Genomic DNA, 14,999 nt, shown 5'->3' on the forward strand with positions numbered 1-14,999 from the left:
GCAGATGGGCCCCCTCCACACGTACTCCGTCGACGTCACCTGGACCGGCGCCGGCCGGACCGGCACCTCGAGCTACACCGCGTACAGCCGCGACCACGAGGTCAGGATCGGCTCGAAGCCGCCCCTGCTGGGCTCGTCGGATCCCGCGTTCCGCGGCGACCCGAGGCGGTACAACCCCGAGGAGCTGCTGGTCAGCGCGCTGGCGCAGTGCCACATGCTCTGGTTCCTGCACCTCGCCTCGGCCGCGGGTGTCGTCGTCGTCGGCTACGAGGACCAGGCCGTGGGCACCATGCGGATCGAGGCCGCGGGGCAGGGCCAGTTCCGTGAGGTCGTCCTGCGCCCACGCGTGACCGTCGCCGCGGGCGCGCACCTGCCCACCGGTGCCGCGATCACCGACGGCGTGCTCGCCGGCATCCATCACCAGGCCCACGAGCACTGCTTCATCTCGCGGTCCGTCAACTTCCCCGTGCGCCACGAGCCCGTCCCGGTCCGCATGGCGCAGCACGTCACGCACTGAGCGGCTCACGGCCGGCGCAGGCGCAGCCAGGCCGCGGCCTGGAGCGCGACCGCCGACGGGTCGTCCTCCCGACGGAGATGACGCCGCCACGCTCGTCCGGCGCCTCGACCGTCACGCGGGGACGGGCAGCTTGACGGCGCGCTTGCGCTTGACGGGCTCCGCCACCGGCTCCAGCACCTCGGCGAGGAAGCGACCCGTGTGGCTCGCCTCGACGGAGGCGATGTGCTCCGGCGTGCCCTCGGCGATCACGAGCCCACCGCCGCTACCGCCCTCAGGTCCCATGTCGACGACCCAGTCGGCGTTCTTGATGACGTCGAGGTTGTGCTCGATCACGATGACGGAGTTGCCCTTGTCCACCAGCGACTGGAGGACGCCGAGCAGCTTGCGGATGTCCTCGAAGTGCAGGCCGGTGGTCGGCTCGTCCAGGACGTAGATCGTCCGCCCCGTCGACCGGCGCTGGAGCTCGGCCGCGAGCTTCACGCGCTGCGCCTCGCCACCAGAGAGAGTCGGGGCAGGCTGGCCCAGCCGCACGTAGCCGAGGCCGACGTCGACCAGCGTGCGCAGGTGCCGGGAGATCGCGGGCACGGCGGCGAAGAACTCCGCAGCCTCCTCGATCGGCATGTTCAGCACGTCGGCCACGGTCTTGCCCTTGAAGTGCACCTCGAGCGTCTCGCGGTTGTACCGCGCACCGTGGCAGACCTCGCAGGGGACGTAGACGTCGGGGAGGAAGTTCATCTCGATCTTCAGGGTGCCGTCGCCCGAGCACGCCTCGCAGCGCCCGCCCTTGACGTTGAACGAGAACCGGCCCGGGGTGTAGCCGCGGACCTTCGCCTCGGTGGTCTCCGCGAACAGGCGGCGGACGTGGTCCCAGACCCCGGTGTACGTGGCGGGGTTGGAGCGCGGGGTACGGCCGATGGGTCCCTGGTCGACGTGCACGACCTTGTCCAGGTGCTCCAGCCCGGTCACGCGCTTGTGCCGGCCGGCGACCTGACGCGCGCCGTTGAGCTCGTTGGCGAGCACCGTGTAGAGGATGGCGTTCACCAGCGTCGACTTCCCGGACCCGGACACGCCGGTCACGGCCGTGAGCACGCCCAGCGGGAAGGACACGTCGATGCCCTGCAGGTTGTGCTCACGCGCACCGATGACGGTCAGCTGGCGGTTCTTGTCGGTCGGCCGGCGCACCTGCGGCATGGGGATCGTGCGACGACCGGACAGGTAGGCACCCGTCACGGACTCCGCGGACGACAGCAACCCGGCGAGGTCGCCGGAGTGGACCACCCGTCCCCCGTGCTCGCCGGCCCCGGGTCCGATGTCGACGATCCAGTCGGCCGTGCGGATGGTGTCCTCGTCGTGCTCGACCACAATGAGCGTGTTCCCCAGGTCCCGCAGACGCGTGAGCGTGTCGATCAGGCGCCGGTTGTCCCGCTGGTGCAGGCCGATGCTCGGCTCGTCCAGGACGTAGAGCACGCCGACCAGGCCGGACCCGATCTGGGTCGCGAGCCGGATGCGCTGGGCCTCGCCGCCGGACAGCGTCGCCGCGGGGCGCGTCAACGAGAGGTAGTCGAGGCCGACGTCGAGCAGGAAGCCGAGGCGCGCCTGGATCTCCTTGAGCACCTGCGCGGCGATCGCCCGCTCCCGCTCACCCAGCTCCAGGCCGTCGAGGAACCCGCGGGCCTCGCGGATGGGCAGCGTGCAGACCTCGGCGATGGACTTGCCGCCCACCCGCACGGCGAGCACCTCTGGCTTGAGCCGCGCGCCCTCGCACACCGGGCACGGGACCTCGCGCATGAAGGCCTCGTACTTCTCCTTGCTCCAGTCCGAGTCGGTCTCCGTGTGCCGGCGCTCGAGGAACGTGATGACGCCCTCGAAGCCCGTCGAGTACTGCCGCTCACGGCCCCAGCGGTTCTTGTACCGGACCTTCACCTCATGGTTCTGGCCGTGCAGCACCGCGTCCTTGGCCCGCTGCGGGAGCGCTCGCCACGGCACCGACGTCGAGAAGCCCATGTCCGAGGCCAGTGCGCTCAGGACGCGGGCGAAGTACTCACTCGAGATCTGCGACCACGGAGCGACCGCACCCTCGTCGAGCGACAGGTCCTCGTCGGGGACGACCAGGTCCGGGTCCACCTCGAGGCGCGAGCCGATGCCGGTGCACTCCGGGCAGGCACCGTAGGGCGCGTTGAACGAGAACGTGCGGGGCTCGATCTCGTCGAGGGTCAGCACGTGATCGTTCGGGCACGCCCGGTGCTCGGAGAAGCGTCGCTCGCGGTTCAGGTCGTCGATGTCGGCGTCCACCAGCTCGACGACGAGCAGCCCGCCGGCGAGTCCGAGGGCGGTCTCGACGGAGTCCGTGAGCCGGCGCTTGACGCCCTCGCGGGAGACCAGGCGGTCGATGACCACCTCGATGTCGTGCTTGAGCTTCTTCTCGAGCGTCGGCGGCTCGGTGAGCTGCACGACCTCGCCGTCGACACGGGCGCGCGCGAAGCCCTTGCTCTGCAGCTCCTTGAACAGGTCGGCGTACTCCCCCTTGCGGCCGCGGACGACCGGTGCAAGGACCTGGTACCGCGTGCCCTCCGGCAGCTCGAGCAGCCGGTCCACGATCTGCTGGGGTGTCTGCGCGGTGACGCGCTCGCCGCAGATCGGGCAGTACTGCGTGCCCGCCCGGGCGTACAGCAGGCGCAGGTAGTCGTAGACCTCGGTGATGGTGCCGACCGTCGACCGCGGGTTCCGGTTGGTCGACTTCTGGTCGATGGAGACGGCGGGCGACAGACCCTCGATGAAGTCGACGTCGGGCTTGTCCATCTGCCCGAGGAACTGCCGTGCGTACGCGGACAGCGACTCGACGTAGCGTCGCTGCCCCTCCGCGAAGATGGTGTCGAAGGCCAGCGACGACTTCCCGGACCCGGACAGACCGGTGAACACGATGAGCTTGTCACGCGGGAGATCGAGGTCGACGTTGCGAAGGTTGTGCTCGCGGGCGCCCTGCACCACCAGTCGTTCGTTCACGCGGGGAGTCTACGTTGCGCCTCCGACAATCGCACATCTGTTCGACGTGAACCTCCGCACACCGGGTCGACGTGCCGAGCCCGCCCGGTAGCGCAATGCTCGCCTCGTGGAGAGAACCGACGACGTCGTCGACCCCCCGCTCGTCCCCATCGAGGACTACGCCGTGCTCGGCGACGGGAAGACCGCCGCCCTCGTCTCCCTGCGCGGGTCGGTCGACTGGATGTGCCTGCCGACGTTCGACTCGACCGCGTGCTTCGCGCGCCTGCTGGGCACGCCGGAGAACGGCAGGTGGCTCCTCACGGTCCGCGACGCCACGAGCGTCACCCGGCGCTACCTCGACGACTCCTTCGTGCTCGAGACGACCTACGAGACCGCTCAGGGGACCGCCGTCGCGCACGAGACGATGCCGCTCAACGACGGGCGCGCCGACCTGGTCCGCCGCCTCGTGTGCACCCAGGGCAGCGTCGAGGTCGAGCACGAGTGGATCGTGCGGTTCGGCTATGGCGCCATCGAGCCGTGGGTCCGGCACACCACCGACGACGACGGGAACGACACGATCCGGGCCATCGCCGGCCCGGACTCCCTGATGCTGCGCGGCGACCGCCTGCCCACGGCCGCCGACCACCGGCACGCCGACCGGTTCACCCTCCGGCAGGGCGAGTCGGTCGAGCTGTCGCTGACGTGGACCCGGTCGTTCGACCCGGTCCCGCCCCGCCTGACCATCGAGGACCGGATCGACTCCACGCGCATCTCCTGGGGTCTGTGGGCGCGCGGCTGCGCTTATGAGGGCTCCTACCGCGAGGCCGTCGTCCGGTCGCTGCTGGTCCTGCGCCTGCTGACCGACGCGGAGTCCGGAGGGATCGTCGCGGCGGCCACGACGTCACTTCCCGAGGACTTCGGCGGCGAGCGCAACTGGGACTACCGGTTCTGCTGGCTGCGCGACGCGGCGATGACCCTGGAGGCGCTGCTGGAGCACGGGTACCGCGACGAGGCGACGGAGTGGCGCGACTGGCTGCTCCGGGCCGTGGCGGGTCGGTCGACGGACCTGCAGATCATGTACCGCGTCGACGGAGGGCGCGACCTGCCCGAGAGGGAGCTCGACCATCTGGCGGGCTACGCCGGCTCACGCCCGGTCCGGATCGGCAACGCCGCGGTCGGCCAGGTGCAGAACGACGTGCTCGGCGAGGTCATGTGTGCGTTCGAGCTCGCGCGCGCTGCAGGGCTGGAGGAATCGAAGGACTCCTGGTCGCTCCAGCGCAAGCTCGTCGACGAGCTCCTCGCGCGGTGGCGCGAGCCGGACCGCGGAATCTGGGAGGTCCGCGGCGATCCGCGCCACTTCACGCACTCCAAGGTGATGGCCTGGGCTGCGGTCGACCGGGCGATCCGAGCGGTGGAGAAGCACGGATTGAGCGGACCCGTCGAGCGCTGGCGCGCCGAGAGGGACGCGATCCACGCCGACGTCCTGGCGCGCGGCTGGAACGACGAGCTGGGCACCTTCGTGCAGTCGTACGACGCAGAGCACACCGATGCGGCCCTCCTGCAGATCGCCCAGGTGGGCTTCCTGCCCGCCGACGACCCTCGCGTCCTGTCGACGCTCGCGACGATCCGCGCGGAGCTCGAGGTCGCCCCCGGCCTGCTGCGCCGCTACCCCACGGAGCGCACCGACGACGGTGTGGCCGGGGACGAGCACGCGTTCCTCGCCTGCTCGTTCTGGCTCGCCGACGCTCTCGCCCGTACCGATGACGTCGAGGGGTCGACCAAGGTGCTCGACATCCTGGTGGGTCTGAGCAACGACGTCGGACTGCTGGCGGAGCAGTACGACCCCGTCGGTCGTCGGATGGCCGGGAACATGCCGCAGGCGCTGTCGCACCTGGCGCTGGTCCGCGCGGTGCACAGTCACGACCTCGCCCTCGAGCGGAGGGCGCGATGACGTACACCGGCGACGTGCACGTGGGCGGCCCCACCGAGGTCCGGGTGCTCGACGAGATCGAGATCCGCAAGGCCGCGGTCGGGCCGATGCAGAACAACGCCTACCTGCTGACGTGCCGAGCCACCGGCGCCCAGCTCCTGATCGACGCCGCCGACGACCCCGACCGCCTCCTCGCCCTGCTGCAGGAGGGGACGACGCAGCTCGACCTCGTGGTGACCACGCACCGGCACCCCGACCACCACCGTGCCCTGGCATCCGTCGTCGCCGTGACGGGCGCGACCGTCGCGGCGGGTGCCGACGACGCCGACGCCATCGCCGAGGCGACGGGCATCGACGTGACGCAGCGTCTCCACGACGGCGACATCGTGCGGGTGGGGAACGCGACCCTGGCGGTCGTGGCACTGCGGGGTCACACCCCGGGCTCGGTCGCTCTCGCCTACCGCGAGCCGGACCAGCGTGTGCACCTGTTCACCGGTGACTCGCTGTTCCCGGGCGGGGTCGGCGCCACGCGCGGCCCGGAAGCCTTCGACCAGCTCTACACCGACGTGGTGCAGCGGGTATTCGAGCGGTTCGACGACGACACCTGGGTGTACCCAGGCCACGGCCGCGACACGACGCTCGGGACCGAGCGCGAGCATCTGCCGGAGTGGCGCGCCCGCGGGTGGTGAGGCCTCAGCCCGCCAGCACGGACTCACGCACGACGCGCCGCAGGACCTTGCCCACCTGCGACCGCGGCAGCGCGTCCAGGAACACCAGCCGGCGGGGCAGGGCGTAACGCGCGAGGTGTCGCTCTCCCCACGCACGCACCGCGTCGAGGTCCACCACGCCGGCGCCGGGCTCGAGCACCACCGCGGCCACCACGGTCTCACCGAGGTCCCCACCGGGGATCCCGACCACCGCGACGTCCGCCACCCCGGGCATGGTCCGCAGGTGCTCCTCGACCCGCGACGGGTAGACCTTGAACCCCCCGGTGACGATGACCTCCTTGATGCGGTCGACGAGCACGACCCACCCCGTCTCGTCGACGGTCACGATGTCCCCGGTCCGCAGCCAGCCGTCGTCGAGCAGCTGCTCCGCGGTCTCGTCGGGCCGCTGCCAGTAACCGGCGAAGACCTGCGGGCCGCGGACCAGCAGCTCCCCGCGCTCCCCCGGCTCGACCTCGGTCGTGACGTCCTCCGGGTCGACGACACGGATGCTCGTGCTCGGGAACGGCAGCCCGAGCGTGCCGGGCCGACGCGCATCCGTCAGCGGGTTCCCCAGCGCGACCGGCGAGGTCTCGGTCATGCCGTACCCCTCGATCACCAGGCCGCCGGTCACCTGCTCCCACTTCTGCGCGGTGGACGTCGGCAGCGCCATCGCCCCGGAGATCGCGTAGCGGAACGACGTGAGGTCGGCGCCGGACGTCTCCGCGGCGGCGGAGAGCCGGTCGAGCATGGGCGGCACCGCCGGGAGGAACGTCCCGGGCAGCCGTCGCTGCGCCTCGAGCACGCGCTCGGGGTCGAACGACGGGAAGGCGACGAGGGTGGCGCCGACGCGGATCGGGTAGCTCAGGCACAAGGTCAGACCAAAGGCATGGAAGAACGGCAGGACGCCGTACACGACCTCGGTGCCCGGCTGGGTACCGGTCCACGCGTGCCCCTGCACGGCGTTCGCGACGAGGTTGCGATGCGTGAGCATGGCACCCTTCGGCGTGCCAGTGGTCCCGCCCGTGTACTGCAGGAGCGCCAGGTCGGACGTTGATGGTGCCGCATGCGCCGGGTCCAGGGGTGCGGCCTTGGCGACGAGCCGGTGCCACATCGGGAAGGCCGGTGGAACCTTCCCGCACATCGACTGCCGCACGCGTCGCGCGCTGGGGAGCGGAAGCCGCAGCGCGAGCCGCTTGCCTCGCGACAGGTCCGCGGAGAGGTCGACGGCGACGACCGCCTTGAGCGCCGTCCTCGGCAGCGACTCCAGCACGCGCGGCACGGCCTTCTCCCAGACGAGGGCGACGACGGCTCCCGAGTCGGCGAGCTGGTGCTCGAGCTCCCCGGTCGTGTACGTCGGATTGTGCTCGACGACGACGGCACCGATGCGCAGCGCGGCGTAGAAGGCGATCACGTGCCCCGTGCAGTTCGGCATCACCAGCGCGACCCGGTCACCGGGTCGGACGCCGAGGTCGAGAAGCACCTGCGCCCCGCGGGCGACGGCGTCGGCGAGCTCGCGGTAGGTCGTCGTCGCGCCCAGGAAGTCCACTGCCACCCGCTCCGGCCAGCTCGCGGCGGCCCGGTCGAGCGCGGCGGTGAGCGCTTCGTCGGGGATCTCCACCTCCTGCGGGGTGCCGGTCGAGGGGGCGGAAGGTCGGCCTGGTCCCACGGTGGTCATCTCCAGAGCCTAACCTACGGTTGCGTAGGTTACTTGAGAGTAGGTTGCGCGTCAGTCCTCCGGCGGCCCGAGCACGGACGTGGCCAGCGTGGCGTGGGCGGACTCGTCGTCGGACGGGTGGAAGATCCCGGCGAGCACATCCCGGTAGAGCCGCCCGAGCTCGCTCCCCGAGAAGTACGACCCTCCGCCGGAGACCCGGATCGCGTTGTCGACGACCACCCGCGCGGACTCCGTCGCGCGGACCTTGAGCCCGACCAGCTGGGCGAACCAGCGCGCGCCGTGGTCCACCTGCTCGTCGACGTCCCGCGCCAGCGCGAACACCTGGAGCTCGGCACCGTCCTGCGCCAGGACCGCGTCGGCGATCCGCCAGCGGATGTCGGGGTCCTGGGCATAGGCCCGGCCGTCGTACTTCATCGACGTCCGGCGCCGGGCGGCCTCGACCCCGAGCTCGATCGCCCGTCGACCGATGCCGGTGTACACCGCACCGAGCAGGATCTCGAAGACCGCGAAGAGGGCGAAGACGAACGGGTCCGCGTTCGGCCCCGGAGGCAGCGAGCGGTAGACGCGATCAGCCGGCGCGAACGCACCGTCGAGGACGGTCGTGGCGGACTGCGTGGCGCGCATCCCGAGCGTGTCCCAGTCGTCACGCGTCTCGATGCCCCCGTCCGTGCGCGACACCACCCCGTGCACCAGGCGCGGGTCGTCCGGGTCGGCGTCGTCGAGCCCGAACGTGGCCAGGCGTGTCCACACGGGCGACAACGACGTGAAGATCTTCGTGCCGGAGTAGCGGTACGAACCGTCTGGCTGCCGCACGGCCCGGGTGCGCGACCCGAACATCACCAGGTCGTTGCCGGGTTCGGAGTTGCCGAACGCGAAGACCTCCCCCGCCGCCGCGTCGCGCAGGACGAACTCGACCGAGTCGTCACCCCGACCGACCAGGAGCGCGGCCAGCCCGGTGACCACCAGGTGCATGTTCACCGCCAGCGCGGTCGCCGGCGCCGCTGCCGCGAGCCGCACCTGCTCACGCGCGACCTCCTCGAGCGTGAGCCCTGCACCACCCAGCCGCTCCGGCACGAAGGCGAGCAGGTACCCGACGCCGACCAGGTCCGCGAGGTCGTCGTGCGGGAACGTGTTGTCCCGGTCGTGCACCGGAGCCCGCTCGTGGATGCGGGCCAGCACGTCGTCGGTCAGCAGGGTGCGCAGGATCCGAGCCATGTCAGCACTCTGCCACCGGCTCGGGCAGGATGACGCCATGCCTACCTATGCCGTCCGGTACACCTACGACGAGCGCACCGACGTGCGCGACCACTTCCGCGCCGAGCACCGCTCGTACCTGGCTGCACTCGCCGAGCACGGCACGCTGCTCGGCTCCGGCCCCTTCACCGACGGCGACCCCGGCGCGCTGCTGGTCTTCCGTGCCGCCTCTCCGGAGGTCGTCGGCGCCATCCTCGACGACGACCCGTTCGTGCGCGAGGGCCTCGTCGCGGACAGTGACGTCCGCGCGTGGGACGTCGTGCTCGGGCCCTGGAGCGCCTGACGCTCAGTCCGTCGGTTCGCCCGCCGTGACGGCTGCCCGCTCGTCGCGCCGCACCTTGATGATGCTCGCGATGGCGGTCGATCCGAGGATCGCGACGATCGCACCCAGGGAGACTCCGATGGGGATCTCGGGCACCCACGCCACCGGCTCGCCACCGTTGATGAACGGGACCTCGTTCTCGTGCAGCGCGTGCAGCACCAGCTTGACGCCGATGAAGCCGAGCAGCACCGCGAGCCCGATGTTCAGGTAGACCAGGCGCTTGAGCAGGTCACCCAACAGGAAGTACAGCTGGCGCAGTCCCATGAGCGCGAACAGGTTGGCCATCAGTACGAGGTACGGCTCACTGGTGAGCCCGAAGATCGCCGGGATCGAGTCGAACGCGAACAGCAGGTCCGTGGCACCCAGGGCGACCAGGACCACGAACATCGGAGTGATCAGCCGACGGCCGCCCTCGACGACGGTGAGCTTGACACCGTGGTACTCCTGCGTGGCGGGAAGCCATCGCTGGACCAGCCGCAGGATCAGCGGCGGATGGAACTCGTCATCGCCCGCCTCGCCCTCCCGGCCGACCTTCCAGGCCGTGTACACCAGGAACGCACCGAACAGGTAGAACACCCAGCTGAACGCGCCGATGACCGCGGCGCCCGCCCAGATGAACAGCCCGCGGAACACCAGCGCGAGGATGATCCCGATGAGCAGGGCCGTCTGCTGGTACGCCTTGGGCACCGCGAACTTGCCCATGATCAGCAGGAACACGAACAGGTTGTCGACCGACAGCGAGTACTCCGTCAGCCACCCGGCGTAGAACTGGCCCGCGTACTCGGCCCCGTTCGTCAGCCAGATCCCGATCCCGAAGAGGACGGCCAGGCCGATGTAGAACGCGAGGTAGCGCACGCACTCGGCGGTGGACGGCACGTGCGGCCGGCGGGCGACGACGGCGACGTCGACGAGCAGCAGCGTGCCGGCCAGGCCGAGCGAGACGGCCCAGACGAGGGGGGAGATGTCCACGAGGTGGTCCTCAGCTCTTAGTCTTCGACGCGATGCTCGCGTCGCTTCGGGTCTTCAGCAGGCTCAGCACCGTGGCCACGACGAGCGTGCCGAGGATGACGGTGAGGGACAGCCAGGTCGGGATCTCAGGTGCCCACTCGACGGGCTCGCCGTTGTTGATGAAGGGCAGCTCGTTGACGTGCAACGCGTGGAGCACGAGCTTGAGCCCGATGAATCCGAGGATGACGGCGAGACCCTGCGACAGGTAGATGAGCCGCTCGAGCAGCCCGCCGATGAGGAAGTACAGCTGGCGCAGGCCGAGCAGCGCGAACGCGTTCGCCGTGAAGACGATGTAGGGCTCCTCCGTCAGTCCGTAGATCGCGGGGATCGAGTCCAGCGCGAAGAGGACGTCCGTGGAGCCGATGGCGATCATGACGACGAGCATCGGCGTGAAGAACCGCTTGCCGTCGATCCGCACCGTGAGGCGGTCGCCGTGGTACTCGTCCACGGTCGGCACCAGCCGCTTGAAGAGTCGGACGGCGATGCCGTCGCGCTCCTCACGCGGGTCCGGGTGCTGGGCGTCGTGGTGCTCGCGAGCGAGCTTGACCGCCGTGTACACGAGGAACCCGCCGAAGATGTAGAACACCCACGAGAACTGCTCGATGGCGGCCGCGCCGGCCAGGATGAAGACCGTCCGCAGGATGAGTGCGATCACGACGCCGACCAGCAGCACCTTCTGCTGGTACTCACGCGGAACCGCGAACTTGGTCATGATGATGAGGAATACGAACAGGTTGTCGACCGAGAGGCTCTTCTCCGTGATGTAGCCGGCGAAGTACTCGGTGCCCGGGCCCCAGCCCCAGACCATCCCGACGACCACGCCGAACACCAGCGCGAGGACGATGTAGAAGATGGACCAGCGCGCAGACTCCTTGAAGGTCGGAGCGTGCGGCGTGCGCACGTGCGCGAAGAAGTCGAAGAAGATCAGACCGACGACGAAGACCGCCGTCGCTGCCCAGACCCAGCCGGACACGTCCATATAGGAAAACCCTCCGGTACGAGATGTGCTTCGGTACCGAAGGTCTCCCCCGCCCGCGCGACGAACCGCAGCGGACCGATCCCACCGGGCACCGCGCTAGCGGGTCCGTGATGACGACGGGATCGTGTCTGGGGTACTCCCCTTCAACGTCGGCAAGCATAAGGCACGCATGTTGCGGGACCGTGACATGTCCACAGCCGGCGGCGCTCAGGCCGTCGCGGCCTGCATCTGCCGGAGCTCCTTCTTCATCCCCGAGATCTCGTCGCGCAGCCGGGCGGCCAGCTCGAACTGGAGCTCGCCGGCAGCCGCGTGCATCTGGTCCGACAGCTGCTGGATGAGGTCCGCGAGCTCGCCCGCGGCCGCGCCCGTGAGCCGGGTCCGCTCGTCGCGCGGGGTCCCCTTCGAGCCGAACCCCGGTACGGGTGCCTTCCCGCGGCTGGTCTGCCGTCCGGAACCCCCGAGAAGCTCGGCCGTGTCGGCGTCCTCGCGGGCCAGCAGGTCGGTGATGTCGCCGATCTTCTTGCGCAACGGGGTCGGGTCGATGCCGTTCTCAAGGTTGTAGGCGACCTGCTTCTCCCGGCGCCGCGCCGTCTCCTCGATGGCCTGCGCCATCCCGTCCGTGATCCGGTCCGCGTACATGTGCACCTGACCGGAGACGTTGCGTGCGGCACGGCCGATCGTCTGGATGAGCGAGCGTCCGGAGCGCAGGAAGCCCTCCTTGTCGGCGTCGAGGATGGCGACCAGCGACACCTCCGGCAGGTCGAGGCCCTCGCGCAGGAGGTTGATGCCGACCAGGACGTCGTACTCGCCCATCCGCAGCTCTCGCAGGAGCTCCACGCGACGCAGCGTGTCCACCTCGGAGTGCAGGTAGCGGACGCGGACCCCCTTCTCCAGGAAGTAGTCCGTCAGGTCCTCCGCCATCTTCTTGGTGAGAGTGGTGACCAGGACCCGCTCGTCCTTCTCGACGCGGTCGTGGATCTCCCCGAGCAGGTCGTCGATCTGTCCGGTGGTCGGCTTGACGACGACCTCGGGGTCTACGAGCCCCGTCGGGCGGATGATCTGCTCGACCACCCCGTCGGAGATGGACAGCTCGTAGTTGCCCGGCGTCGCCGACAGGTACACGGTCTGCCCGATCCGCTCGACGAACTCCTCCCAGCGCAGCGGGCGGTTGTCGGTCGCGCTCGGCAGGCGGAAGCCGTGGTCCACGAGCGCGCGCTTGCGCGACATGTCCCCTTCGAACATGGCCCCGATCTGGGGCACGGTGACGTGCGACTCGTCGATGACGAGCAGGAAGTCCTCGGGGAAGTAGTCGATGAGCGTGTTCGGTGCGCTGCCGGGGCTGCGCCCGTCGATGTGCCGCGAGTAGTTCTCGATGCCCGAGCACGAGCCGATCTGGCGCATCATCTCGATGTCGTAGGTGGTGCGCATGCGCAGGCGCTGGGCCTCCAGCAGCTTGTTCTGCCGCTCCAGCTCGGCCAGCCGGTCCTCCAGCTCGAGCTCGATGCCCGTGATCGCCCGCTCCATGCGCTCGGGACCGGCGACGTAGTGCGTGGCCGGGAAGATGTGCATCTGCTGCTCGGAGTGGACCACGTCGCCCGTCAGCGGGTGCAGCGTGGCGATGGCCTCGATCTCGTCGCCGAAGAACTCGATCCGGATGGCCAGCTCCTCGTACACCGGGATGATCTCGACGGTGTCCCCGCGCACGCGGAACGTGCCCCGCGTGAACGCCATGTCGTTGCGGGTGTACTGCATGGTGACGAACTTGCGCAGCAACTGGTCGCGGTCCACCTGGTCGCCCACCGACAGGGTCACCATCCGGTCGACGTACTCCTGCGGCGTACCCAGGCCGTAGATGCAGCTGACCGAGGCGACCACGATGACGTCCCGCCGCGTCAGCAGCGAGCTGGTGGCGGAGTGCCGCAGCCGCTCGACCTCGTCGTTGACCGATGAGTCCTTCTCGATGTAGGTGTCCGTCTGCGCGATGTACGCCTCGGGCTGGTAGTAGTCGTAGTACGAGACGAAGTACTCGACCGCGTTGTTGGGCAGCAGCTCCCGGAACTCCGTGGCGAGCTGAGCGGCAAGCGTCTTGTTGGGCGCCATGACGAGCGTCGGCCGCTGCACCTGCTCGATGAGCCAGGCCGTGGTCGCGGACTTGCCGGTACCGGTGGCGCCCAGCAGGACGACGTCCTTCTCCCCCGCCTGGATGCGCGCCGTCAGCTCCTTGATCGCCTTGGGCTGGTCACCCGACGGGGTGTACTCCGAGATCACCTCGAAGGGTGCGACGGTCCGCTGGAGGTCGGTGACAGGACGCATCCCACAACCGTACGTGGCACCACCGACATCCACGTCGGGGAGAGCTCAGGCGAGCGTGCCCGCAGACACCCGCAGGTCCGACGTCGTCGACAGAGCGGCCTGCAGCAGGGCGTTCAGGGCCGTGGCCGCCACGTCGACGTCCATCGACGGCTCACCCGGCTCGACCTGGGCGGGGGTCCGGGGCACGTGCACGAACCCGCTGCGGATCTCGGGTCGGGACGCGAGCAGGTGCTGCAGCGCGTAGAACGTTGCGTTGCAGACGTACAGCCCCGCGGAGTTCGACACCTCGACCGGAACGCCGAGCTCGCGGACGGCCACGGCGCACGCTTTGACGGGCAGCGTCGAGAAGAACGCCGCGGGCGCGCCGGCGATGACCGGGACGTCGATGGGCGCCGACCCGTCGATGTCGGGGATGCGGGCGTCGATGACGTTCACCGCGACGCGCTCGATTCCGACCTGCGTGGTCTGGCCCGCTTCGCCGACGCAGACGACGAGGTCCGGCACGACCTCGGCGATCGCCGCCCGCAGCAGCTGACGGGCTCCCCGGAACGACACGGGGAGCTCGCGCACGACGAGCTCCTCCGGTCCGGACCAACGCTCCACCAGCTCCGTCACCGCGAGCCACGAGGCGTTGACCTGCTGGCCGTCGAACGGGCCGAAGCCCGTGACCAGGACCCGCGTCACGGAGTCTCCGCCGCGAGCTCGTCCGCCCGCTCCACCGCAAGGCGGTCCCAGAGCTCGTCCACCTGGGTGCGCAGGTCGTCGTCGCTGCCACCGCCGTCGAGCACGACGTCCGCGACCGCGAGCCGCTCGTCGTCGCTCGCCTGCGCGGAGACGCGCGCCTCGGCCTCGGCGCGGTCCATGCCGCGCAACCGCACCAGCCGCTCCACGCGCAGCACCGCGGGGGTGTGCACGACGACGAGCACATGGAAGGCGTCGGCCTGGCCGGTCTCGACCAGCAGGGGGATGTCGTGCACGACCACGGCACCGTGGTCGGTCACCGCGGCCGCGGCCTCCCGCTCGGCGGAGAGTCGACGCACGATCGGGTGCACGATGCCGTCGAGCCGAGCACGTGCGGCGGCGTCGGCGAACACGATCGAGGCGAGCGCCGCGCGGTCCAGGGACCCGTCCCCGGCGAGGACCCCGCGGCCGAACTCGTCGACCACCGCGTCCAACCCCGCCGAGCCGGGGGCCACCGCCTCCCTCGCCAGGACGTCGGAGTCGATCACCACCGCCCCGAGCTCCGCCAGTCGCCGTGCCGCGACGGACTTGCCGGCCGCGATCCCGCCTGTCAGACCGATGCGTTGCATCC

12 protein-coding genes are annotated in these 14,999 nt (G+C 70.3%); 4 read left to right on the top strand and 8 right to left on the bottom strand.

Annotation, left to right across the window (positions count from 1 at the left end; all coding sequences use genetic code 11):
* Positions 1 to 4 precede the first annotated feature (4 nt).
* A complete protein-coding gene (locus ASG23_RS17730; protein ID WP_056027743.1) occupies positions 5 to 517 on the top strand; it encodes an OsmC family protein in 513 nt (170 codons plus the stop codon).
* Positions 518 to 628: 111 nt separating this feature from the next.
* On the opposite strand, the gene uvrA is transcribed toward ASG23_RS17730, so the two are convergent.
* Positions 629 to 3,520: an excinuclease ABC subunit UvrA gene (gene uvrA / locus ASG23_RS17735; protein ID WP_056027745.1), complete on the bottom strand. Its 2,892-nt coding sequence runs from the start codon at positions 3,518 to 3,520 to the stop codon at positions 629 to 631.
* Between the two features lie 106 nt (positions 3,521 to 3,626).
* Between uvrA and ASG23_RS17740 the strand changes: the two genes are divergently transcribed.
* Positions 3,627 to 5,450, top strand: coding sequence for a glycoside hydrolase family 15 protein (locus ASG23_RS17740; RefSeq protein WP_056027747.1), 1,824 nt, complete (start codon positions 3,627 to 3,629; stop codon positions 5,448 to 5,450).
* Positions 5,447 to 6,118, top strand: a complete 672-nt coding sequence (locus ASG23_RS17745) for an MBL fold metallo-hydrolase (protein ID WP_056027749.1) — start codon at positions 5,447 to 5,449, stop codon at positions 6,116 to 6,118. The genes ASG23_RS17740 and ASG23_RS17745 overlap by 4 nt, the downstream gene beginning before the upstream one ends.
* 4 nt (positions 6,119 to 6,122) lie before the next feature.
* Here the strand turns inward: ASG23_RS17745 and ASG23_RS17750 are convergent, their stop codons facing one another.
* Both ASG23_RS17750 and ASG23_RS17755 read right to left on the bottom strand, forming a co-directional pair.
* The gene (locus ASG23_RS17750; RefSeq protein WP_056027751.1) at positions 6,123 to 7,811 is read right to left on the bottom strand and encodes an AMP-binding protein; all 1,689 of its coding nucleotides are present in this window, start codon (positions 7,809 to 7,811) and stop codon (positions 6,123 to 6,125) included.
* A 51-nt stretch (positions 7,812 to 7,862) separates the two neighbouring features.
* Entirely contained in the window at positions 7,863 to 9,026 is a 1,164-nt protein-coding gene (locus ASG23_RS17755; RefSeq protein WP_056027753.1) for an acyl-CoA dehydrogenase family protein, read from the bottom strand.
* A gap of 37 nt (positions 9,027 to 9,063) precedes the next feature.
* Here ASG23_RS17755 and ASG23_RS17760 point away from each other — a divergent pair, with 37 nt between their 5' ends.
* Positions 9,064 to 9,348: a YciI family protein gene (locus ASG23_RS17760; RefSeq protein WP_056027754.1), complete on the top strand. Its 285-nt coding sequence runs from the start codon at positions 9,064 to 9,066 to the stop codon at positions 9,346 to 9,348.
* 3 nt (positions 9,349 to 9,351) lie between these two features.
* Here ASG23_RS17760 and ASG23_RS17765 read toward each other — a convergent pair whose 3' ends face one another.
* The 5 genes from ASG23_RS17765 to coaE form a co-directional block, all read right to left on the bottom strand.
* Positions 9,352 to 10,356, bottom strand: coding sequence for a TerC family protein (locus ASG23_RS17765; RefSeq protein ID WP_056027756.1), 1,005 nt, complete (start codon positions 10,354 to 10,356; stop codon positions 9,352 to 9,354).
* A 10-nt stretch (positions 10,357 to 10,366) separates the two neighbouring features.
* Entirely contained in the window at positions 10,367 to 11,374 is a 1,008-nt protein-coding gene (locus tag ASG23_RS17770) for a TerC family protein (protein WP_056027758.1), read from the bottom strand.
* A 207-nt stretch (positions 11,375 to 11,581) separates the two neighbouring features.
* Entirely contained in the window at positions 11,582 to 13,687 is a 2,106-nt protein-coding gene (uvrB, locus tag ASG23_RS17775) for an excinuclease ABC subunit UvrB (protein ID WP_056027760.1), read from the bottom strand.
* Between the two features lie 45 nt (positions 13,688 to 13,732).
* Positions 13,733 to 14,371, bottom strand: coding sequence for a pyroglutamyl-peptidase I (gene pcp, locus ASG23_RS17780; RefSeq protein WP_056027762.1), 639 nt, complete (start codon positions 14,369 to 14,371; stop codon positions 13,733 to 13,735).
* Positions 14,368 to 14,997, bottom strand: coding sequence for a dephospho-CoA kinase (gene coaE, locus ASG23_RS17785; RefSeq protein WP_056027764.1), 630 nt, complete (start codon positions 14,995 to 14,997; stop codon positions 14,368 to 14,370). Before coaE ends, pcp begins: the two co-directional genes overlap by 4 nt.
* Between the last annotated feature and the right edge of the window lie 2 nt (positions 14,998 to 14,999).

The sequence above is a fragment of the Cellulomonas sp. Leaf395 genome (assembly GCF_001424125.1).
GTDB lineage: Bacteria > Actinomycetota > Actinomycetes > Actinomycetales > Cellulomonadaceae > Cellulomonas.